This window comes from Mycobacterium sp. NGS22 (assembly GCF_059813095.1).
Genome location: NZ_JCALDY010000004.1, coordinates 160,135 through 183,186 on the forward strand (window position 1 = coordinate 160,135; position 23,052 = coordinate 183,186).

Annotated in this window: 9 protein-coding genes; 3 read left to right on the forward strand and 6 right to left on the reverse strand. The window is 67.2% G+C overall.

Annotated elements, in window-relative coordinates; genetic code table 11:
* Positions 1 to 3 precede the first annotated feature (3 nt).
* Positions 4 to 1,812, reverse strand: coding sequence for a serine/threonine protein kinase PknE (locus AC5Y47_RS05275; protein ID WP_499942655.1), 1,809 nt, complete (start codon positions 1,810 to 1,812; stop codon positions 4 to 6).
* A 380-nt stretch (positions 1,813 to 2,192) separates the two neighbouring features.
* Here AC5Y47_RS05275 and AC5Y47_RS05280 point away from each other — a divergent pair, with 380 nt between their 5' ends.
* Positions 2,193 to 3,665 (forward strand): PPE family protein, encoded by a 1,473-nt coding sequence (locus AC5Y47_RS05280; protein ID WP_499942657.1) that lies wholly within the window; start codon positions 2,193 to 2,195, stop codon positions 3,663 to 3,665.
* Positions 3,666 to 3,764: 99 nt separating this feature from the next.
* On the opposite strand, the gene AC5Y47_RS05285 is transcribed toward AC5Y47_RS05280, so the two are convergent.
* A complete protein-coding gene (locus AC5Y47_RS05285; protein ID WP_499942658.1) occupies positions 3,765 to 5,942 on the reverse strand; it encodes a glutamine synthetase III family protein in 2,178 nt (725 codons plus the stop codon).
* A gap of 237 nt (positions 5,943 to 6,179) precedes the next feature.
* On the opposite strand from AC5Y47_RS05285, the gene AC5Y47_RS05290 reads away from it, so the two are divergent.
* Positions 6,180 to 7,379 (forward strand): APC family permease, encoded by a 1,200-nt coding sequence (locus AC5Y47_RS05290; protein WP_499942879.1) that lies wholly within the window; start codon positions 6,180 to 6,182, stop codon positions 7,377 to 7,379.
* Between the two features lie 95 nt (positions 7,380 to 7,474).
* Entirely contained in the window at positions 7,475 to 7,921 is a 447-nt protein-coding gene (locus AC5Y47_RS05295) for a pyridoxamine 5'-phosphate oxidase family protein (protein WP_499942659.1), read from the forward strand.
* A gap of 130 nt (positions 7,922 to 8,051) precedes the next feature.
* Here AC5Y47_RS05295 and AC5Y47_RS05300 read toward each other — a convergent pair whose 3' ends face one another.
* The 4 genes from AC5Y47_RS05300 to AC5Y47_RS05315 all read right to left on the reverse strand — a co-directional run bounded on the left by AC5Y47_RS05300 (position 8,052) and on the right by AC5Y47_RS05315 (position 23,044).
* On the reverse strand, positions 8,052 to 9,989 hold the full coding sequence (locus tag AC5Y47_RS05300; RefSeq protein WP_499942660.1) for a serine/threonine-protein kinase: 1,938 nt from the start codon (positions 9,987 to 9,989) through the stop codon (positions 8,052 to 8,054).
* A 98-nt stretch (positions 9,990 to 10,087) separates the two neighbouring features.
* The gene (locus AC5Y47_RS05305; RefSeq protein WP_499942661.1) at positions 10,088 to 12,331 is read right to left on the reverse strand and encodes an MMPL family transporter; all 2,244 of its coding nucleotides are present in this window, start codon (positions 12,329 to 12,331) and stop codon (positions 10,088 to 10,090) included.
* A gap of 32 nt (positions 12,332 to 12,363) precedes the next feature.
* Complete coding sequence (locus AC5Y47_RS05310) at positions 12,364 to 14,034, reverse strand: ABC transporter ATP-binding protein (RefSeq protein ID WP_499942662.1); 1,671 nt, start codon at positions 14,032 to 14,034, stop codon at positions 12,364 to 12,366.
* 40 nt (positions 14,035 to 14,074) lie between these two features.
* On the reverse strand, positions 14,075 to 23,044 hold the full coding sequence (locus tag AC5Y47_RS05315; protein WP_499942883.1) for an amino acid adenylation domain-containing protein: 8,970 nt from the start codon (positions 23,042 to 23,044) through the stop codon (positions 14,075 to 14,077).
* Between the last annotated feature and the right edge of the window lie 8 nt (positions 23,045 to 23,052).

Below are 23,052 nucleotides of genomic sequence, written 5' to 3' on the forward strand. Positions count from 1 at the left end.
ACATCAGCCGGTCAGCTTCGTCAGCCAGTTCGGGTTCTGCAGGTCCACGCCCCCGCTGCCGTCCCAGACGAACGGGGTGCCGCTGGCATGGAAGCCGGCCAGGCTGGTGCTGGCGTTCGCGGCCTTGACCTGGGCGGTGCCCAGGTCGCTGCGTGACCGGATGCAGTTTGTGGTGGTGGTGTTCGCTCCGACGGTTTGGGCCAGGTTCGCCAGTTCGATGTCGGTGCGGTCGGACAACGCGCCTTCCTGCGGCTGGAAGTCGCTGCCGAAAATGGCGTCGTAGAAACCGGTGTAGACCTTCGGATCATTCTGCGCTGCAACGCAATACGAGGCGGCGATGGCGCGCGTCGAGTAGTTCTTGGTATGCGACTGTTCGTCGAGGAAGTTGAGCAGGTGGTAGCGCACGGCGAGCTTCTTGCCGGCGACGGCGTTGTCGATGTCACCTGCGTAGGACCTGATGAAGGCCCCACACGGTGGGCAGATGGGTTCGTTGAAGATGTCGATTGTCGCGACCGCCGTCGAACTGCCGATGAAGACGCCGTCGTTGAGGACTTTGAGCTGGACCGCATCAGGCTCGACGGTGGGCGTGGCCGACGACTGGTAGGTCGGCTGCGGCGCTGATCGATTGGTGCCGGAGAAGCCGATGATCAGACCACCCGCGATGGCCACGACGACGGCGACCGCCAGCCCCGCCCATAGCCAGGGTTTGCGCAGCAATCCTGTTGGCCTGGAAGGAGGTTGACCCCACGCCGGCACGCCGGCGGTACCCGGCGGCCAGCCCTGGGTACCGCCCCACTGCGCCGGCACGGGCGCTATCGGACCTGACCCGGGCCCGGGCGGCGGTGTCCACCCCGGGCCCGGTGTCATCGACGGGTGTGGCTGCGGGGTGAAGCCGGGGGGCGGCGGCCCGCCGTACGCGGGCGGCAGCGAGGCCACCTGGCTGCGCTCCAAGATGTCGCTGGCGCGGTCCTGGTCAGGCGTGGCGAGCGCCGCATAGGCGGCCGCCGACAAATCGCCGCAGGTGGGATAGCGGTCGGCGGGGTCCTTGGCCATTCCGCGGGCGATCACCTGGTCGAAGGCGCTCGGCACGCCGGGCCGGGCGACGCTGGGCCGCGGAATCGGCTGGTTGATGTGTGCGCCCATCACGCTGAGCTGGTCGCCGCGGTAGGGCGGGGAGCCGACCAGGCACTCGTGCAACACGCACGCCAATGCGTAGATGTCGGCCCGGTAGGTCACTTCGGCCTCGCTGAATCGCTCCGGAGCCATGTAGTAGAGAGTGCCCACGGTGCTGCCCAGCTGCGTCAACCGCTCGTCGGAGGTCGCGCTGGCGATCCCGAAATCGACGAGGTACGCGAAGTCGTCCTTGCTGATCAGGATGTTCTCCGGCTTGACGTCGCGGTGCGTCACCCCGGCCGCATGCGCGGCGTCGAGCGCCGATCCGATCTGGCGCACCACGGCCACCGCACGCGGTGGGGTGAGTGGTCCGTAACGCTTGAGAATGGCGGCGAGATCCTTGCCGTCGATCAGGCGCATGTCGACGTAGAGTTGCCCGTCGATTTCGCCGTAGTCGTGGATCGGCACCACGTGGGGTTCCTGCAGCCGTCCCGCGGTGCGGGCTTCGCGCTGCATGCGCTGACGGAACACCGGGTCCATCGACAGCGACTGCGACATCAGCTTCAGCGCGACGATCCGTTCTTTGACGGTGTCCTCGGCTTCGTAGACGTCGCCCATGCCGCCGCGACCCACCAGGCGTCGCAGTAGATACGGCCCGAACCGCGTTCCCTCCCGGGAACCCTCGGTACTGTCATCCATCGCCGACTCCTCACCCGCCTTCCGGGCAGCTGATCAACAGCGCCTTGGCCGATTGCCACTGTGGGGAAACGAACACACGGCGACAAGCCAGGCATAAGGCTAATGGTTTGGGTGATTGTAGGGTGCGGTTCGCAGTCGCATCCGGAAGCGCATCTTCGCGGGGCCACCCTATCGCGGTGAGGTCACCGGATCAGAGCGAACGATCAGCATGCGAACAGTGGGTCTGCCCGGCGGTCGGGTCGGGGTTGTGCAATACTCGCGTGCAATAAGGTAAGGATAGCCATACTTAAGGAGATCGGGACGCCTGCGTTGCTTCCTGGACGGACACCGATGACGCACGATATATCTGCTATCAGCCAACCCAATTCGGACCGGCCGCAATGATCGCTCCTGTCTGGATAGCCGCGCCACCCGAAGTGCACTCGGCCCTGCTGAGCAGCGGCCCGGGACCCGGATCTTTGTTGGCCGCCGCCGCGGCGTTGAACAGTCTCAGTGCCGAATACGCGGCGGTTGCGGCGGAGTTGTCCGCCCTGCTGGGCGGGGTGCAGGGAGGTTCCTGGGAAGGACCGACCGCCGCGCGGTACGCCGCCGCACATGTGCCGTATCTGACTTGGTTGACCCAGATGAGCGCCAAAACCGCCAGCGCTGCCGCGCAACACGAGGTGGCCGCCGGGGCCTATTCGGCTGCGCTGGCGGCGATGCCGACGCTGGCCGAACTGGCCGCCAACCACGTGGTGCACGGCGTCCTGGTGGCGACGAATTTCTTCGGGATCAACACGATCCCGATCGCGCTGAACGAGGCGGACTATGTCCGGATGTGGATTCAGGCCGCCACCACAATGACTGTGTACGAAGCGATTTCGTCATCCGCGCTGGCGGCGGTGACACCCACCGAGCAGTCGCCACACATTCTGTCCGCCGAGGCGGCACCCGCGGAACCCGCGACCACAGCGCCCGCCGACCCCATCGAAGAATTGTTGTCCGGGTCCGAACACTTCACCAGCATGTACCGGGCGCTCAAAGGTCTGATCTCCGACCCGCTCGGCACCGTGGTGCAGTTGATCACCGACTTCGCCGCCAACCCCGCCGAAGCGGCGGTGACCTGGCTGCCGCTGTTCTACGTCTTTGCCTACGCGGCGGTTTTCGGGGTGATGGGGACACCGATGTACGCCGCCGCCGCGGGTCCGTTCGGCGTGATTCCGCTCGCGCTGGCGCTCTCGACCATCTCCGTGGTCGCCGAGGTTCCCGCCGAGCTGATCGCCGAGGTTCCCGCTGTCGCCGCCGACCAGCGGGTGATGCCGGTAGTCAGCGTCACGCCGACGGTGACCACCGCCGGTGCGGTGCCGGCACCAAGCAGCCTCCCGGCACAGGCTCCCGCGACGGCTACTGCGACCGCTCCCCCAGCTTCGGGCTTCCAAGGTTTCGCCTATCTGGTGGGCGGACCCGGCGCCGGCCCCACCCTGGGTCCGGCACTGCATAACAAGGTGACCGCGAGTGCACCGGCATCGGGGATCTCCGCGGCAAGCGCCGCATCGGCGGCCGCTGCTGCGCAGGCGAAGGCCCGTCGTCGTCGTCGTGGCGACGTCAAGAACCGCGGCTACCGTGACGAGTACCTCACCCTCGACAACACTGCGGACTGGACGCCGGAGGAACCTCCGGCCGACGAGTTGACGGCGTCCACCAGCGGTGCCGGACGACTTGGATTCACCGGCACCGCAACGAAATCCAGAGTCCGCGACGCGGCCGGATTGACCACCCTGGCCGCCGACTCCTTCAACAGCGCACCGACCGTGCCGATGATGCCGAGCACCTGGGCCACCGAATTGCCCGACGGGCAACCGCACGCCGACTGAGCCGCCCGGCCGCGCGTGCGTCGCCGGCCGGGGTCGCCGGGCGGGGGATCGCGAATCACCAGGTCCGCTGTTGCGGGCGACCCCCACACCCGACGACGGTCACAGGATGTAGAGCATCTCCTGATAGGTCGGCAACGGCCACAGGTCGTCGGCCACAACGCCTTCCAAGGCGTCGGCCGCGGAGCGGACCGCCTCCATCGCCGGCAGCAACTCCTGCTGGGCGTGCGTTGCCTCTTCTAGCGCCGATGTCGCCGCGTGGTCCGACAACGCCGACTTCAGCGTCGCCAACGCGGTGGTGAGATCAGCAAGGGGTGTCGAAACCGCTTCCAGCGCAGCGGTACTCGGTTCCAGACCGGCGGCTCTCAGCGTCGCGACATTCTGCGCGAGCTCGGTCTGGTAACGCACCGCTGCCGGCAGAATGACCGTCGTCCCCATCTCCAGCGCCAACTTCGCCTCGACCGCAATGGTCAGTGCGTACTGCTCCAGCCGGACCTCGTAGCGACTGCGCAGCTCACGTTCATTGAAAACGCCGTATTTCTCGAAGACCTCGATTGCTTCCGGTTTGATCAATTCCGGGATGGCGTCCAAGGTGGTCTTGAGGTTGGGGAGTCCGCGCTCGGCCGCCTCGATCTGCCAGTTCTCCGAGTACCCGTCGCCGTTGAACACCACGGCACCGTGTTCGGTGATGACGTCGGTCAGCAACGTCTGCACCGCGGCGTCGAAGTCCACCCCGTCGGCGACGGCCTGCTCCAGGATGGTGGCCAGGTAGTCGAACGAGTCGGCCATGATCGTGTTCAGGATGATCATCGGCACGGCGACGGTCTGCCCTGAGCCGGGTGCCCGGAACTCGAATCGGTTGCCGGTGAACGCAAATGGGCTGGTACGGTTGCGGTCGCCGGCGTCGGTGGGCAGGTGCGGCAGGGTGTCCACACCGATGATCATGGTGCCCTTGCCTTTTGACGACGTCGCGGCGCCCTTGGCGATCTGCTCGAAAACGTCGGCGAGTTGCTCGCCGAGGAAGATCGAAATGATCGCCGGTGGTGCCTCATTGGCGCCCAGCCGGTGGTCGTTGGTCGCCGAGGCGACCGAAAGTCGTAGCAGCCCGGCGAATTTGTGCACGGCCCGGATCACCGCCGCGCAGAACACCAGGAACTGGGCGTTCTCATGCGGTGTATCGCCGGGGACCAGTAGCGAGCCCAATTCGGAGTTGCCCACCGAGAAGTTGACGTGCTTGCCGGATCCGTTGACACCGGCAAAAGGCTTCTCGTGGAACAGACATTCCATGCCGTGCTTTTTGGCGATGGTCTTGAAGATCGTCATCAACAGTTGCTGGTGATCGGAGGCGATGTTGGCCCGCTCGAACATCGGCGCCACCTCGAACTGTCCGGGCGCAACCTCGTTGTGGCGGGTCTTGGCCGGAATGCCGAGTTTGAACAACTCCCGCTCGGTGTCCATCATGAAGCCCAGCACACGTTCGGGCACCGCCCCGAAGTAGTGGTCGTCGAACTCCTGGCCCTTGGGCGGCTTGGCACCGAAAACCGTCCGTCCGGCATTGATCAGGTCCGGACGGGCCAGGAAGAAGTGCCGATCGATCAGGAAGTACTCCTGCTCCGGGCCACAGAACGAGACCACCTTGTTCAGGTCGGTGTGACCGAACAGCGCCAGGATCCGTTCCGCGTGCACGCCCATGGCCTGCTGACTGCGCAGCAACGGTGTCTTGTAGTCCAGCGCTTCGCCGGTCATCGACACGAAAACGGTTGGGATGCAGAGTGTATTGCCGTTCGGGTTCTCCAGGATGTAGGCCGGGCTGGTGACGTCCCAGCCGGTGTAACCGCGCGCCTCGAACGTACTGCGCAGTCCGCCCGACGGGAAGCTGGACGCGTCCGGCTCGCCCTGGATGAGAGTCTTGCCGGCGAATTCGGCCAGCGTCTGGCCGTCGGAGACGGGTTCCAGGAAGCTGTCGTGCTTTTCGGCGGTGAACCCCGTCATCGGGTAGAACACGTGCGCGTAGTGGGTGGCGCCGTGTTCCAGTGCCCAGTCCTTCATTGCTACCGCGACGGTGTCGGCGACGGCCGGGTCGAGTTTGGCGCCCTTCTCGATGGTCGCCATGATGGACTTGTACACCGACTTGGGCAGCCGTGCCTGCATCTCTGCCTTGGTGAAGACATTCGAGCCGAAAATTTCACCCGGGGTCTCGCCGGCCACGAAACTGACTGCCGGAGGGATGTATGCCTCGACGTTGTTGATCGCCTGCAGGCGGACCGCGTTTCCGCTCATTGAGTTCCTATCGATGCTCGATCGGGCCCGTGGCTCAAGGCGCCACGGGCGCTAGACCGCCCCACCGTAGGAGGATTCGATGGCGATCCTGTTACACCCACGTCAACGCTGCGAGGCGTTGATTGCGTCCGTAGCGTTGGCGACGTGACGAGCGGTGACCTGCCCGGCCGCGGCGCGGGTGATGCGTTGCGGCGCAGTCTGGGTGTCGGCGATGCGGCGGTGATCGGACTGGGTTCGATGCTCGGCGCGGGAATCTTTGCCGCACTGCCGCCCGCGGCGCACGCCGCCGGCGCGGGGCTGATGGTCGGGCTGGCGGTGGCCGCGGTGGTGGCCTATTGCAACGCGACATCGTCGTCGCGCCTGGCGGCCCTGTACCCCGCTTCGGGTGGCACCTACGTCTACGGGGGCCGGCGCCTGGGCGAGTTCTGGGGATACCTTGCCGGATGGGGTTTCGTGGCCGGCAAGACCGCATCGTGTGCGGCGATGGCGTTGACCGTCGGATGGTATGTGTGGCCACAGCACGCCCATGCGGTCGCGGTCTGTGCTGTGGCCGGTTTGGTCGTGGTCGACTGTCTAGGTGCGCAGAAATCGATGTGGCTGACCCGGGGCATCGTCGGCGCGGTGCTGCTGGTGCTCGCTGGGGTGGTGCTGTCGGTGCTGCTCGGCGGGACCGGCGAGGTTGCGAATCTTGCTCTAGCTGAGAGCCTTTCACCCGGCGGGGTGCTGCAGTCGGCGGGTCTGCTGTTCTTCGCATTCGCCGGCTACGCCCGTATCGCGACGTTGGGTGAGGAGGTGCGCAACCCGGCTCGCGCCATCCCGCGAGCGATTGCGATCGCATTGGCGATCACCTTGGCGGTCTATGCCGCCGTAGCTGTCGCCGTGTTGACGGCGCTGGGGCCGAAACGGCTGGCTGCGGCATCGGCTCCGTTGGCGGAGGCGGTGCGGGTGACCGGCGCCTCGTGGTGGGTGCCCGTGGTCGGAGTCGGCGCGGCACTGGCCGCCCTCGGTTCATTGCTGACGCTGCTGATGGGTGTTTCGCGCACGACATTGGCGATGGCTCGCGATCGACATCTGCCGCATCAGCTTGCCGTCGTGCACCCGCGATTCGGAGTGCCGGCGCGCGCGATGGTCACTGTCGGCGTGGTCGCTGCGATCCTCGCGGCCACCCTCGATCTACGTGGCGCCATTGGATTCTCGTCGTTTGCGGTCCTGGTCTACTACGCGATCACCAACGCGTCAGCGCTCACGCTGCGGGTGGACGAAGGGCGTCCGCCGCGGGTCATACCGGTGGTGGGATTCATCGGTTGCGGAGTGCTCGCGTTCGCCTTGCCGGCTGCCTCGGCGGTCACCGGCATCGCGGTACTTGCGCTGGGCGTCATTGTGTTCTGGGTGCGCCGTGCCTCGACACGGAAGACCGGAGACACGACGAGCCCATGACGTCGCAACCTGCCGGTTGACCGACACCTTTCGTCCCGTCGGAAAAGGACTTTCGCCAGGTGTGCGGGAGCGGTGTCGTCCCATAGCCTGACGGCATGACGCATCGAATCCACGACGACAGCGGTGGCGCCATCCTTTCGGCGAAAGAATGCTGGGATCTGCTGGCGGGTGCGACGCTGGGGCGACTGGTCACGGCCGCGGACGGTCGGCTCGAGATCTTCCCGGTCAACTACGCCGTCCAACGCAAGACCATCCTGTTTCGCACCGCCGGCGGCACCAAGCTGGTGAGCACCGCCATCAACAACCACGTGGTCTTCGAGGTCGACGACCACAATGTTGCAGAGGGTTGGAGTGTGATCGTCCGGGGCACCGCGCGTTCGGTCCGCAGCGATGAGGAAATTGCGGAAGCCGAACGTGCGCAGGTGCTGCCGTGGACGGGGTCTGTCAAATCGCACTATGTGCGGGTGATTCCGGAGATCGTCACCGGCCGCCGGTTCCAGTTCAGTCCGGCCGCACAGCAGCAGATTCTCGCCAACGGGTAGTCCGAGTACGGTGTCTCGGGCAATGGCGTCGGGTTGCTGGGGAGGCTGAGTGCACGAGAGTCCGCAAAATGCCGGAAAACCCGTGCCACGCCATACATTTTGCGGACCCTCGCGGGTCGCGGCAGCGACCTTAATCACCGGTGCGGGTGAACTTCACGTCGACATCGGTGCTGGGGCACGCGGCGCCCGTCACCTCCATCCTTCCGTGACCGGTCAGCAGCGTAACCGGATCCTGTACGGGTTGCGGCATCGCGAACGGCACCGTGACTTTCACGTGCGCCGTGCCGCCCTTCCAGCACTTGGCATCGAATTCACGCTCATAGACCCAGGTTCCGTCGGTGTACAGCAGCACCAGGACCGTCGCCGGCGCGGTGTGCAACAGGCTGACGCAGCGCTCACCGGTGCGCAGGCAGTCCGTGCGGGCGACGTAGTCCTTCTGCTCGGTGAAACCGTTTGGCTGCGTTGATGTCTGGTGATATCGGCCGCGCAGATTGGCCGCGGGTGAGACCACCCGGGGCGGTAGCGTGGCCGGGTCGGGCACTGTGTCGAGTCCGACGTCTCCGGTGCGGGTGAACGTGACGGTGCGTTTGTTGGAGCAGCCTTTGCTCATGGTCTCGACGGCCTCCCCGGCGAAGGTTCCGTCTGCAAGTGGTTGCAGCGTGAACATATCCCAGACCTCGCCCTCGACGTCCCCGCAAGTGCTCGAGCCGACACTCACCGCGACCCAACTGCCGCCGACCTCGTCGAGCACCATCGTCGGCACCTGCATGGTCCTGCCGTCCAGACGGGACGCCGTCGCGACGCATCCGTCAACCCGGCACACCGAACGCACCGCCCACAGTTCGGTGGTCGGGGTGACGTGCTTTTCCGCGGGTTGGCCGTCGATGCCGGTCACCACGCCGAAGGCGACCTGGTAGACGCCGGTGAACGGACCGGTGTTGGGCGGCGACGTGCTGGTCGGCGCGGCAGCCTTCGACGGGGCTGTGACACCCGACCCGTCGCCGGAGGTGAGTTGCACGGTGGTGAAAACGCCGCCGATCAGCAACAGCGCGATGCCCACCAGTGCGCCGACCAGCACAGCGCCCCGCCTGCGCCGTGGTGTCGCGGCGATCGGCGCCGCGCGGGTCAGTCCCGGTGACGTCACGGCGTATGCGCTCTGGGGGTATCGGGCATGAGTGACGGACGGCACCTCGCTCGCGTAGGCGCGCCCCGGGCCCAACTGCCAGGCCAACTGCTCGGCGAACTCGGTGCAGCTGCCGAACCGTCGGGACGGATCCTTGGCCATCGCGACAGCGAACACCCAATCCAGGCCCGCCAGGTCCGGCCGCAGCACTCCGATCGAGGGCGGCGGGGCGTTGACGTGGTGAGTGATCACCACGGCGGGATTGGAGTCGGCGTAGGGCGGTGTCCCGGTCAGCAGATGGAACGCCGTGCAGGCCAACGCATATTGGTCGGCGCGCCCGTCGATCGGCTCGCCCCTCAACTGCTCGGGAGCAGAGTAGTTCACCGTGCCCACGGTCATGTTGGTCGCGGTCAGCCCGCTGGCGTCGTCGATGCGCCGCGCGATGCCGAAATCGGCCAGGTAAATGCGCCGCGGCTGACCGTCGCTCTCTGCCAGCAAGATGTTGGCCGGTTTGACGTCGCGGTGCAGCAGACCCGCGTGATGCGCGTAGTCCAGAGCCGAGCCGACCGCGGCGACGATTTCCAGGACATCGTGCAACGGCATTCCGCCCGGAAACTCCTCGCGCAGCAGCTGCGCCGCGTCGGTACCGGCCACGTAATCCATCGACAGCCAAAACCGGCCCTCGTACTCGCCACGGTCGTGGATCCGCACAATGTGCGGATGTGACAGGCCGGCCGCCACCTCGGCCTCCCGTTCGAACCGCGCGCGGTAGACCGGGTCGTCGCTCAAGTGCACCGGCAGCACCTTCAGCGCGTTCTCGCGCGGCAACCGTGGATGTGTCGCCAGGTACACGACGCCCATCCCGCCCTCCCCCAGCACCCGGTTGATCCTGAATCCGGCGAACTCGTGACCGGTTGTCCACTCGAGCGGAGGGGTGGTGTCCACGGTGTGCCTCTTTCGGCCGGCGACGTCTTCCCCGGGCGGGGGGTCAGCCGAATCGGCCGACAGCACATACGTTGCCGTTCAAGGCTTGCCGCATCGTGTCAGATTTCTTGCGAAATTCTTGCTCCCTCGGACAAGCCGAACCGATCATGCAGGCGCACCAACAATTTCGGTGCCCACCAGTTGAGTCGGCCGAGCACGTGCATGAATGCCGGCACCAACAGCATCCGGACCAGCGTGGCGTCTGCAAGCACCGCCACGGTCAGCCCGAAACCGAACAGCCGCATCACCGAAACCTGGGCAGCCATCAGAGCCGCGAACGAAATCGTCATGATCAGGGCTGCCGCGGTGATGACCCGGCCGGTGTGCGCAACACCCAGCGCGACACTTTCGTCATTGGCATCCGGTCCGCGGTCGGAAGCCAACCAGTATTCCCGTATCCGGGATATCAGGAAAACCTCGTAGTCCATGGAAAGCCCGAATGCTATGCAGAACAACAACACTGGCAGCTGCACGCCCAGAGTGCCGGTGGCGGCGGTGCCCAGCCCGCCCAGGTGTCCCTCCTGGAACACCCACACCAGCGCACCGAACGCCGCGGTCAACGACAGGGTGTTCATCAGCACCGCCTTGAACGGCAACACCACACTGCCCGTCAGCAGGAACAGCAGGATCAGGGTGATGGCGACGATGATGGTGAGCACCCACGGTAGGCGCGACGCGATCGCGTGCACGCTGTCGCGGTTGCTGGCCGCTACGCCGGTCAACAGCGCTGCTCTGCCCTTCGGCGGCGTCACGGCGTGCAGGCGGTCCAGCTGTGCGGTCGAGGCTGCCGTGTACAGCGGGGTGGTGGTGCCCACGGTCAGAAACGCGCTGCCGTCGCGGAGTCCGTAGGGCGCCGACGGCGGACCAAACCGCGCGCCGCCGACGAAGGTGCCGCTGAGCCAGGACACCCAGGACACGTCGGGCACCCGGGACAGCGCGGCGGCGTACCCGTCCAGCTCGGCGGGACTCAAGCCGGTCGCGTCCGGAAGCACCACGGTGACGTTGGGAACACCACCGTCCCTGAAGTCTCTGCGCAGCTGCTCGCCGACCTGACGTGCGGAAGCCGAGGGGGGCAGAATGCGGTCGTCGGCGAAGCCCCAGCGCGCATTGTGAAACGGCGCACCGAGCAGCAGCAATATCACCGTGATGGTGATGCCGACCGGAATAGCATGGCGGATAACGACTTTCGTCCACCGGTACCAGGACCAGGAGTCGAAGAACCCCGGCGGACCAGTTGTCCCCCACAGGATACGGCGCATGCGCGGACGCATTCGCGACGAGTCGAGTCGCCGGTGCAGCAGCACGATGGCCGCGGGTGTGACGACGATCGCCGCGGCGGCGGCGAACGCGACCACCGCAACCCCGGCATACCCGAAAGACTTCAGGAAGTACTGCGGAAACAGCACCATGGTGGCCATCGACAGCGCGACCGTCAGCGCCGAGAACAGCACGGTGCGACCCGCGGTGACCATTGTCCGGGTCAGCGCCGCGTCACGGGATCGCCCTTCTGCCAGTTCGTCTCGGTATCGACTCAGAATCAGCAGGGTGTAGTCGACGGCCAAGGCCAGCCCCATCGCAACCGACAGGTTCAGCGCGAAGATCGACACATTGGTGAACAGCGCGATACAGCGCAGCGCCGCCATGGAACCGATGATCGCGAAGATGCCCACGCCCGCTGGTATCGCGGCCGCGACCAGACCGCCGAACACCCAGACCAGCACCAAGAAACTCAGCGGCAGCGCCACCGATTCCATCGCCAACAGGTCGTGCTGGGTCTGCTCGTTCACCTGCCAGTAGACGGTGGCGTCACCTCCGGCGCGCACCACGACGCCGTCGCGGCCGTTGACGATCTTGTCGATTTCGTCCGCCAACTGCCGTGCGGTTTTCTGGGCATTCGTGTCGCCGCCGGTGAGTGCGGCCATGATCAGACCCGTCCGGCCGTCCTTGCTGATCAACAACGACGCGGCCTCGGGCGGCGCGGTCCACACCGAGCGCACCTCTCGAACACCCGGCCAATTCTTCAGCCGCCCAACGAGATCGGATCCCACCGCCCGGCCGCGCGGTCCTAGTGCGCCGTCGTCGGAGGTCAGCGTGAACACGATGGCCATATCGCCCTGGTCGAATTTGCCGGTCAGCAACGCGGTCGCGCGCGCGGATTCAGCGGCCGAATCCAGTCCTTCACCGGACGAAAGTGTCCTGGTCACCGGGAGTCCGAAGATCGCGGCGGCGATCATGACCAGCACGGCCGCGACGATCACCCGGCGCGGCGCGGTGATAGCGAGTCGAGCGATTCGGTGCAGCAAGACTTTTCCTTCCGAGTTGCCGATGCGCCTCGCTAACGGGGGGCGAGTTCATGCTCGATCAGTTCGCGGTAGACCGGCACCTCGAGGAGTTCGGTGTGCGTGCCCGTTGCCTGGATCCGGCCGTGTCGCAGGACCAGAATCTGGTCTGCGTTGGTGACCGTCGAGAGTCGATGCGCCACGACGAGCAGGCTGCGTTCACCGCGGGCCTGCCGCACGTTGGCCATCACGTCGTACTCGTTGGCACGGTCGAGATGGGCGGTGGGTTCGTCCATCAGGATGAGCTCCGACCGCGACAGGAAGGCTCGCGCCAGGGCCAGCCGTTGGCGTTGACCGCCCGACAGGCTGCGCCCGCGCTCGAGTATCGGCGTGTCGAGTTGTGCTGGCAACGCGGCGATTTCGTCGGCGATGTTGGCTTGCTGCAGCACCACCCATAGGTCGTCGTCGGCGGCGCCGGGATCGGCGATGAGCAAGTTGTCGCGGATGGTGCCGTGCAGCACGGGAGCGTCCTGCTCGAGCAGGCCGAGACGACCGCGTAGTTCGCGCAGCGCGATGCTGCGGAAGTCTCGGCCGTCCCAGCGCAACGACCCAGACGTCGGGTCGTGGAAGCGGCACAACAGCGCGAGGATGGTCGACTTCCCCGCACCGGATGGGCCGATCAGCGCGGTGATCTGGTTGCGGGCCAGGGTGAACGACACGTCGTGCAGGACGGTGTCGGATCCGTAGCTGAACGACACCCGGTCGAACTCGACGAGCGTGCCGTCGGGTGGTGTTCTCGCGTCGGGCCCGGTGACGGCCAGTGCCGGGGGGTCACCCTCGGGAAGCTCCCGCAGGATGGTGTCGAGGTGCTGATATGCCCCGGCCGCGGAACGCAGCACGGTGAGCGCGATGAACGCGGCGTTGATCGGAAAGATCGCGTACATGGCGAAGGCGAACAGACTGACGAACTGCCCGACAGTCAAAGCACCGCCGGCGACCCGGCTGCCGTCGACGATCATGATCGCCAAGAACGACCCGGTGATACCCAATCGTACGATGCCGATGTTGGTCGCGGTGGCAGCCGCGACGCGAACACCCGCATCGTAGGCGGCATCCGCGCTGAGGCTGATGGACTCGGCTTCGCGGTTCTCGGCGCCGAACAGCTTGATCGTGCGGGCCGCACCCAGCGCCCGGTCGAGTCCGGAGGTGTAGTCGCCCAGCGCATCCTGGCGACATAACGATGCCCGCTGAATACGGGACAGGAACGGATTGCCCGCGGTGAAAGCCACCGCCAGCGCGGCCACCACCACGGCCACCGTGACCGCGTCGATGGCCAGCATGAACATGCTGGCTCCGAGCAGGGTCACGGTGCCGAACACGACGTCGGCGACCGCGCGGGGCATGTCGCGCAGCAGGCCAGCATCGCTGGTGCCCCGGGCCAGCAGTTCACCCGTCCGGGCGCGGTCCAGCAGTCCGATCGGCAGGCGGACAACATGATTGGTGAAGTCGTTGCGCAGTGTCAGCACGATTTTCTCGCCGATCCGGTCCAACCCGAAATGTCCCAGTGACTCCAGCAGCAGCTGAACCACCAGCATCGTCACCAACGCGACGACGAAGCCCCGGATCGGGACTTCTGCGGAGGCGCGGTCCACCAGCCGGCCGGCCAGCAGTGGCTGCAGCAACGTCAGCGCGGTGGCCGCGGCGAGCAGCACCAGAGCCACCGTCATCGAAAGCCGATGGGCGCGAAGCAAAGTGAGCATGAGCGGCCTAGACCAGTCCGAGGCGCTGCAGGACGGCCGCGTAATGGCGGATGACCGGCGCCGAGATGTGCGGAATGTCGTTGTCGGAGCCGATCTTCGCCTCCCGCACCGCGGCCCGGAACCGGTCCGTCGAGGCGTAGGCGCCGCGGGTCGGCGACAACGGGCGCAGTTGGGCGGCATCGCGCAACAACAACGTCTGCAGCACCGAGTGCTGACGCTGTCGGGTCGGGAGGGCACGCAGTCCGGCTTCGAACAACCGCACCCATTCGTCGAAGTCACCCACCCGCCGGATCGGATATCCGGCCTCGCTCAGCCAGTCGACATACTCGTCCAGTCCGATACCGTCGTCGTGCGGATTCATCACGTGGAACGTCTGGAATCCGTCCACCGCTCGCCCACCCAGCACAGCGATCGCCTCGGCGACGAAATCCACGGGCAGCCCGTCGAAGTGCGCGCGTTGCCGGCCTCCGTTCGCGTCGAGCCGATAGAACGATGCGGGTGCGATGCCGGTAGCCAGCACGCTCAGCACCATCCGGGTCACGGTGTCCGACAGGTTCAGCGGGCCGGTGGCGGTGCCGTCGGCGAGGACCATGTCGCAGCGGAACACGGCCACCGGCAGGCCGCACAGCTCGTTGGCCTCCCGCAGCAGTACTTCACTGGCCCATTTGCTGGTGGCGTAGCCGTCGGCCAAGCCGCCGTTGATCACCCGGGTGGGACTGACGACGCGGATGTCGGCGTTCTCGGTGAAGGCCGACGGCTCGATCTGGTTGCCGACGTCGGCGGTGGACACATAGGCGAACGTCTTACGCTTGGCCGTCAGCGCGAGGCGGATCAACTCGGCCGTGCCGACGACGTTGGGTCCGAACAACTCGCTGTAGGACAGGACCGCGTTGACCACGGCCGCGGAATCCACGATCAGGTCGACGGTCTCGGACAGCCGCTGCCAGGATTGCCGGTCCAGACCCAGATCGGTTGCTGCTTTGTCACCGGCGAAGACCCTCAGATGATCGGCAGCCAGATCGCGGAACACCGAAAGCGTTTCCGGGTCGCCGCCCTCGAAGACCTGTTCCAGGCGCCGCCGGCCGTCCTCGTCCGTGTCCGCCCGGACCAAGCAGACCAGCGTGCCGTCGACCGACTCCACCTGCTTGAGCAACTCCAAGACCAGGTATCGACCGACGAAACCGGTGGCGCCGGTGAGCAGAACGGCCCGGACTTCGGCACTCGGGCCCGGCAGGCCGGGGGCGCCGGTGAGCGTCGCGTCGTCGACGAATTCGTCCAATGTGAGGTCCGCGGCGCGTACCTCGACGCCGTCGCGTCCGTGCACGGCCAGATAACGCGCGTGCACGGCCGGGCTGGCGGTGCCCAACCGCTGGCTGAGGCTTCGGACCGATGGGGCGTCGAGCAGGGTGCGAACCCCGAGATCGCTGCCCAGCGCGGCGTTAATCGCGGTGATCGCCCGCATCGCCAAGATGCTGTCCCCGCCGAGTTCGAAGAACGAGTCGTCGACGCCGACACGCTCGAGTCCGAGCACCCGGGCATAGATCCCGGCGAGGGTGTCCTGGACCGCGTTGATCGGCGCCCGGTACAGCTCGCCGTCCTGGTACTGCGGCGCCGGGAGGCCGCGGGTGTCGAGTTTGCCGTTGACCGTGAGCGGCAGCGCATCCAGGACCACCACCGCGGCGGGCACCAGGTAGGAGGGCAGCCGATCGGCCAGCGCCGCCCGCACGTCGGTTCGATCGACGGCCCCGGTCACGTAAGCCACCAGCCGCCTGTCCCCGGGCCGGTCTTCGCGGGCGATCACCACCGCCTGATCGACCTCGGCCAACTCGGTGAGCGCCGCCCGAACCTCTCCCGGTTCGATGCGGAATCCGCGGATCTGGACCTGTTCGTCCGCCCGACCCACATAGCGCAGTTGCCCGTCGACGTCCCAGCTCACCAGATCACCGGTGCGGTACATGCGCGCGCCGGGAACGCCGAACGGGCACGCCACGAATCTCGATGCGGTGAGCCCTGATCGACGCCAATAACCCACACCCACACCGTCACCGGCGACGTACAACTCGCCCACCACGCCGGTCGGCACCGGCCGGAGCCAACCGTCCAGCACGAACAGCGCCACCCCGGGCACTGGCGAACCGATCGGCGGCGCCCCGCACCCGGGCAGCAGCGCGGCGCTTCTGGCCGCATCCACGGTGGTCTCGGTCGGTCCGTAAGCGTTGACCAGTAGACGCCCGCCAGCCCACCGGTCGACGACCTCGGCCGGGCATGCCTCGCCGCCGGTCACCAACGCGAGCGATTCGAGACCATCCGGAGACAACGCGCCCAGCGCGGTCGGGCTCAAATCGAGGACGGTCACCCGTTCGGCGACCAACAGCGCGTGAAATTCGTTGGGCGACTGCATGGTTGCCTCCGGGACGATCACCAGCCGTCCGCCGCGCAGCAGCGCACCCCAGGTCTCCCACACCGAGACGTCGAAGGCGTAGGAATGGCACTGCGCCCACACTCCCCCGCGCGGCAGCGATGCGTCCAGCGACGCCACCATGTGGGTGACGTTGCGTTGAGTGATGGCCACGCCCTTGGGCAGGCCGGTGGTGCCCGACGTGTAGATCAGGTAGGCGATCTCATCGGGCGCGGGCACCGGAACGGTGGTGCCGGGATGGTCGCCGCTGCCGCGCCCATCGATGATCAGCGGATCGTGTCCGTTCAGCCGCGCGGCCAGTTCCGCCGTGGTCAGCACGATGGTCGGGACGGTATCGGCGAGCATGACCTCGATCCGGGCGGCGGGCAGGGCCGGGTCCAGCGGCAGATAGGCCGCCCCGGTTTTGAGGACCGCCGTGATGGCGACGATAGCCTCGATCGAGCGTGTAAACATCAGCGCCACAACGGCTCCCGGGCCGGCACCGAGACCGATCAGCCGGCGCGCCAGCCGGTTCGACGCCTCGTCAAACTCCCGGTAGGTCATCGTCGAGCCGATGCAACTCAGCGCGACCGCATCGGGGGTGCGGGCGACCTGAACGGCCAACGCCGCCGGAATCGATTGTGCCGTCGCCGGACCCCGGGCCAACACCACGCGGTTGGCCCATCGATCCAGTTGCGCCCCCTCCGCGGGATCCAGCAGATCCAGTGACGACAACGAAAGCCTCGGGTCGTGGGCCATCGTGACGAGGATCCGCCGCAACCGGTCCGCCAGGCCGTCGATGGCCGCCGCGTCGAAGAGGTCGCTGCGGTAGTCGACGTCCAGGCGCAGTTCGTCGCCGGGTGCGGCTTGCATCACCAGCGGGTAATGCGTGTGTTCGCGGGTGGTGACGCCGGTGACGGCGATTCCAGGCGTGTCCAGCAGGACGCCGGTGTCGAGCGGGTAGTTCTCGTAGACGACGAGGGTGTCGAAGAGGACCTGGTGGCCAGTGATGCGGTGCAGATCGCGCAACCCCAGGTGTTGGTGCTCGAGTGTGCGGTGGTGATGAGTGTGCAACTGGCGCAACAAGTCTGCGGTCGTGGTTGCCGCGGTGACGCGCGCCCGCACCGGGACGGTGTTGATGCACAGCCCCACCATCGATTCCGCGCCGGCCAACTCGGTCGGCCGGCCCGACACCGGGACACCGAAAACGACATCGTGGCAACCGGTCTGGATGACGAGCAAGTGGGCCCAGGCGGCCTGCAGGACGGTGCTGATGGTGGTGCGGAATGCGCGCGCCAGTTCGCCGAGCAACCGAGTGTCATCGGCGGACAGCCGGACCCCGACGGAGTTGCGCGGACCCTGCCCGATCCGGTCGGCGGGGGCCACCAGTGTCGGGGTGTCGAAGCCGGCCAGGACCTCGCCCCAGGCGGCGTGGGCGGCGGCAACGTCCCGGTCGGCCAGCCAGGCCACCAAGCGGCGGTACGGCGGGGCCGCGGGTAGCCGCTGCCGGTGATAGCCGGCGAAGATCTCCCGCAGCAGGATCGGCATCGACCATCCGTCGGCTACGACGTGGTGATTGGTCAGCACGAACCGGTACTGATGCTCGGCAGTGCGGATCAGCAATGCCCGAAATCCTTGTGCGTCAACGAGGTTGCATACCGCCGCGCGCTCGTCGGCGCACAGTTGCCGGATCTGGTCTTCGTCGTCGAGCTCGGCATAGCGCCACCGGGCGGCGGGGTCACCGGCGAGAACCTGCACGGGCTCGTCGAATTGGGTGCTGAAGCGTGCAACCAGGTGCGGGTGCCGCTCGACGACCGTTTGCACCGCGTCGCGCAGCCGGCCGGGTTCGACGGCTCCGGTGACCGTGATGTCCAGCTGGACCGTGTACACCTCACCGGACTCCGCGGTGCTGGTGTGGAAGAGCAGCCCCTGTTGCATGGGGGTCAGGGGTAGCACGTCCGCGACCCGGTGTTGCCGCTGCAGCTCGTCGATCTGCTGTTGAGTGAGTCGGGCGGGCGCGATGTCGGACGGGGTCAACCCGCCTCCGCCGGATCGCACGTGCGCGCAGATGCCGCGCAGCGCTTCGAACCACAATCCGCTGAGCCGGGCGACCCGGATGTCGTCCAGTGTCGACGGTGCCCACGTCCAGGTGGCATGCAGCTGTGGGCCGGTATCGGTGTCCAGGGTGGCGGCGTTGAGTTCGACGGTGTGCAGCAACGGCATGGGCAATGCGGTGCCCACGGTGTCGGTGAACAGGGAACCCCAGTGGCAGATGCGCCAGCCGTCCTTGCGGGCGGCAGCGCCCAGTCGTCCCAGGTAGTTGAATCCGATCGTGGGATCGGTTGCGGGCAGGGTTATTTCGTCGTTGAGATAGCGCAGCATGCCGTAGGTCAGGCCGTCGGGCACGGCCCGGAGCTGCTCCTTGACGTTCTTGACCACGTCACCGAGTGCCGGCTGGCCGGCCACCACCTGCGGCCAGGTCAGCCCGCCCGCCGTCAGCGCCACCGGGTACTTCGCGGTGAACCAGCCCACGGTCTGCGACAGGTCGATTCCGGGTGCCCGTTCGTCGTCGCGTCCGTGGCTCTCGACGTCGACGCCGATCGGTGTGTCCATTGCGTCGAGGAATTCAGCGCACGCCAAGACGAAAGCGATCAACAAGATGTCGTGCACGCCGGCGTGAAACGCTGCCGGCACCTCGCCCAGCAGCTCCCGCGTGGTCTCGGTGTCCAACGTCACCGCCAGGTTCCCGGCGGTGGCGAACGTGTCGAGCGCGGCGTTCACCGGCGGCAACGCCGGGGGCGTCACGGCTACTCGGCGCCATATGTCCGCGGTCGCGACAGCTTGCGGTGAACGCGCTTGCTCACGTAGCAGTGCCGCCCAGCGCCGATACGACGTCCCGGCCGCCGGCAGTTCGACCGGCTGACCTGTGCGGCGGTGCACCCACCCGGCATTGATGTCCTGCAACAGGATTCGCCAGGACACCCCGTCGACTGCCAGGTGGTGCACGATCAGCACCAGCTGGCCGACCGAGGTCACCCACAAGGCACTCAACATCATGCCCGCAGCCGGATTCAACCGGGACCGCGCCGCGAGCAACGCGTGGTCGGACAGCACCTCGACCGATTGCAGGCAATCGGTGGCGTCCAGCGCATCCGGGTCGGGCACGTGCATCGCCCAACCCCCGGTGCCGTCGTCGTCGACCCGCAAGCGCAGCATGGCATGTCGCTTCAACAAAAAACGCAGCAGCGCAACGACATCCGCTTCGGTGACGCCCGCCGGAGCCTGCAGCAACACCATCTGGTTGAACTGTGCCACCGGCGCGTCCAGAGCGTGTAGCCAGCGCATCATCGGTGTCAGCGCTACCTCGCCCACGACGTCGTCGTCGTCCGCGTGGGTTTCGTCGGCGATCGCGGCGACCTGGGCTACCCCGGCGACGGTCTGTTCGACGAAGATGTCGCGTGGCCGGCAGAGCACCCCGGCCGCGCGCACCCTCGACACGACCTGCATCGCCAGGATGCTGTCACCCCCCAGCTCGAAGAACGACTCGTCGACACCGACGCGCTGCAGCCCGAGGACTTCGGCGTAGACGACCGCCAGCACTTCCTCCACCGGGCTACCCGGGGCGCGGTAGGTGTCGGCGTCCTGGTAATCCGGCGCCGGAAGTGCCCGCGTGTCCAGCTTGCCGTTGACGGTGAGCGGCCACGCGTCCAGGAGGACCACCGCGGCCGGCACCATGTACGACGGCAGCCGCTCGGCCAATGCCGCACGCGCACCGGCGAGATCGGGCACTCCGGTGACGTAGGCGACCAGTCGCTTGTCGCCGGGCCGGTCTTCGCGGGCGATCACCACCGCCCTATCCACTCCGTCGAGGCCGGCGACCGCGGCCTGAACCTCCCCGAGTTCGATGCGGTAGCCGCGGATCTTGACCTGTTCGTCGGCGCGGCCGAGGTACTCGAGTTGGCCCTCGGCTGGACCGTTGTGGCACCACCGCACCAAGTCCCCGGTGCGGTACATGCGCGCGCCCGCCGCACCGAACGGGCAGGCGACGAATCGAGACGCCGTCAACCCGCCCCGGCGCCAATACCCCAGGCCGACACCCCTTCCCGCGATGTAGAGCTCGCCAACCACACCGGGCGGCACCGGGCGCAACCAGTTGTCCAGCACGAACAACGACGCCCCCGACACCGGTGAGCCGATGGGAGGCGAACCCGGCAGCCCCGCTTTCAGGGGTGCGCTCATCGAGGCATAGATGGTGGCCTCGGTCGGGCCGTAGGCGTTGATCATGATCCGCCCGGGCGCCCACTGTGCCACCACGTCGGGCGGACATGCCTCACCGGCGACCACCAATGCCGTCGATTCCAGCCCCGCGGCGGGCAGGACCCTGACTGCCGACGGGGTTTGGCTGAGCACGTCGACCTTCTCCGCGGCCAGCAGATCGTGGAAGTCTGTCGGCGAGGCGGCCACTTCCTCCGGGACGATGACCAGTCGGCCACCGCGCAGCAAGGTGCCCCAGATCTCCCACACCGACACGTCGAATGAATACGAATGCCACTGCGCCGCAGCGAACGCGAACGGCTCCGGGGACGCCTCGAAGTAACCTGAGTTGCCGAGCAGCTGCGTCACGTTATGGTGCGTGATCGCAATGCCTTTGGGCACACCGGTGGTGCCCGACGTGTAGATGAGGTAGGCGATGTGGTTCGGCGCCGGCACTGGCAGGGGTGTGCACGGCAGTTGCTGGATCTCGGGGTCGGTGACGTCGATCACCGGCAGCTCGTGCCCGTCCAGCAGGTGTGCGCGGTCGCTGGCCGTGACCGCCGCGACCGGGGCGGTGTCGGCGAGCATGAATGCGATCCGCGCCGGCGGCAGCGCCGGGTCGATCGGCAGGTATGCCGCACCGGTTTTAAGCACCGCCGTCATTGCCACGATCGCCTCGGCGCAGCGACAGAACAACAGCGCCACGCCGGTGCCGGGGCCGACGCCATGCTGGGTGAGCCTGCGCGCCAACCGGTTCGATGCCTCGTCGATTTCCCGGTAGGTCCAGGACCGCGGCCCGCAGGTGAGCGCCGTCGCATCCGGGGTGCGCGCGACCCGAGCCGCCCACGCCGCCGGGATCGACACCGCAGGGGGTGCGGGCTGGGTCAGCACGGCGCGGTTGCCCCAGCGGTCCAGTCGGGTCTGTTCGTCGGCGACAAGCAGGTCCACCGCGGACAATCGGCGTTTCGGGTGCGCGGTGAGTTCGGTCAGCAGCCCCTCCAGCCGGTCGCACAGCGTCTCGATGGTGGCGACGTCGAACACATCGGTGCGGAACTCGCACGTTCCGCCAATGCCGGCCGGTGCGCCCGCGTCGGTGAGACGTTCACCGAGCGAGAACATCAGATCCATTCGCGCGGTGTGGGTATCGACCGCTACGGGGGTGACCTCGAGGTCACCCAGCGTGAGTTCGGGCGCGACGTTGTTCTGCCAGGCCAGCATGACCTGAACCAAGGGATGGTGGGTCAGCGACCGTTCGGTGTCAAGGCGTTCGACGAGCAGCTCGAATGGCACGTCTTGATGCTCGTAGGCGGCCAGGCTGCGGTGGCGCACCTGCACGAGCAGATCGGCGAACGTCGGACACTGGGCCAAATCGACCCGCAACACCAGCGTGTTCACGAAAAAGCCGACCACACCGTCCAATTCCGGGGCGCCACGACCGGCGACCGGGAATCCCACCGCCACCTCGGGGTTACCGCTGAGCTTCGACAGCAGCACCGCCAGCGCCGACTGCATCACCATGAAACTGGTCACGCCGTGCGCGTGGGCGACCTCGCGTACCCGCCTTTGCAGACTTGCCGGCCAGGTGACCACCACCTTGTCGCCCTGGTGATCGGCGACCGGGGGGTACGGCCGGTCGGTGGGCAGCTCCAGACGCGACTGCAGTCCGGCGAGCGCGTTTTCCCAGTACCTCAACTGCGTCGCCATCCGACTACGACCGTCGTCCAGATCTCCCAACGTCTCCCGCTGCCACAGCGTGTAATCGATGTATTGCACCGGCAATTGCGGCCACGCCGGCGCCAGCCCAGCACACCGGCTCGCATACGCCGCACCCAACTCGGCGGCCAGCACGCCGACCGACCACCCGTCGGCGGCGATGTGATGCAGCGTCAGCAACAGCAGGTGTTCCCGCTCGTTGCTGCTGAAAAGCATTGCCCGCAAAGGCGTCTCGTGCGTCAGGTCGAAGCTGCGGCGCGCGGCATCACACAGGGCCTGCTGCACGCGGACCGCCGGCCAAGTGCCGGTGTGGACGACCCGCCAACCCAGGTCGACCTGCTCGGCGGGGACGACCTGCTGGCGGGGGATGCCGTCGACCGACGGGAACATGGTGCGCAGGCTTTCGTGCCGGGCCACCAGATCGGCCAGCGCCGCACCCAACGCCCGGATGTCGAGCTCGCCACGCAACCGCAACGCCACCGGCATGTTGTAAACCGCGGAGCGGCCGTGGAATTGGTCGATGATCCACAACCGGTTCTGCGCGAACGACAATGGGACGATTGCCGGGCGCTCGACGGCAACCAGCGAACCCGACCGATTCCCGCCCACCATGATCCGCG

What these genes read in the sequence shown, in the direction of transcription:
- AC5Y47_RS05275 (WP_499942655.1), bottom strand. Translation starts at nt 1,812, where the DNA reads ATGGATGACAGTACCGAGGGTTCCCGGGAGGGAACGCGGTTCGGGCCG.
- AC5Y47_RS05280 (WP_499942657.1), top strand. Translation starts at nt 2,193, where the DNA reads ATGATCGCTCCTGTCTGGATAGCCGCGCCACCCGAAGTGCACTCGGCC.
- AC5Y47_RS05285 (WP_499942658.1), bottom strand. Translation starts at nt 5,942, where the DNA reads ATGAGCGGAAACGCGGTCCGCCTGCAGGCGATCAACAACGTCGAGGCA.
- AC5Y47_RS05290 (WP_499942879.1), top strand. Translation starts at nt 6,180, where the DNA reads ATGCTCGGCGCGGGAATCTTTGCCGCACTGCCGCCCGCGGCGCACGCC.
- AC5Y47_RS05295 (WP_499942659.1), top strand. Translation starts at nt 7,475, where the DNA reads ATGACGCATCGAATCCACGACGACAGCGGTGGCGCCATCCTTTCGGCG.
- AC5Y47_RS05310 (WP_499942662.1), bottom strand. Translation starts at nt 14,034, where the DNA reads ATGACGGTGGCTCTGGTGCTGCTCGCCGCGGCCACCGCGCTGACGTTG.
- AC5Y47_RS05315 (WP_499942883.1), bottom strand. Translation starts at nt 23,044, where the DNA reads ATGGTGGGCGGGAATCGGTCGGGTTCGCTGGTTGCCGTCGAGCGCCCG.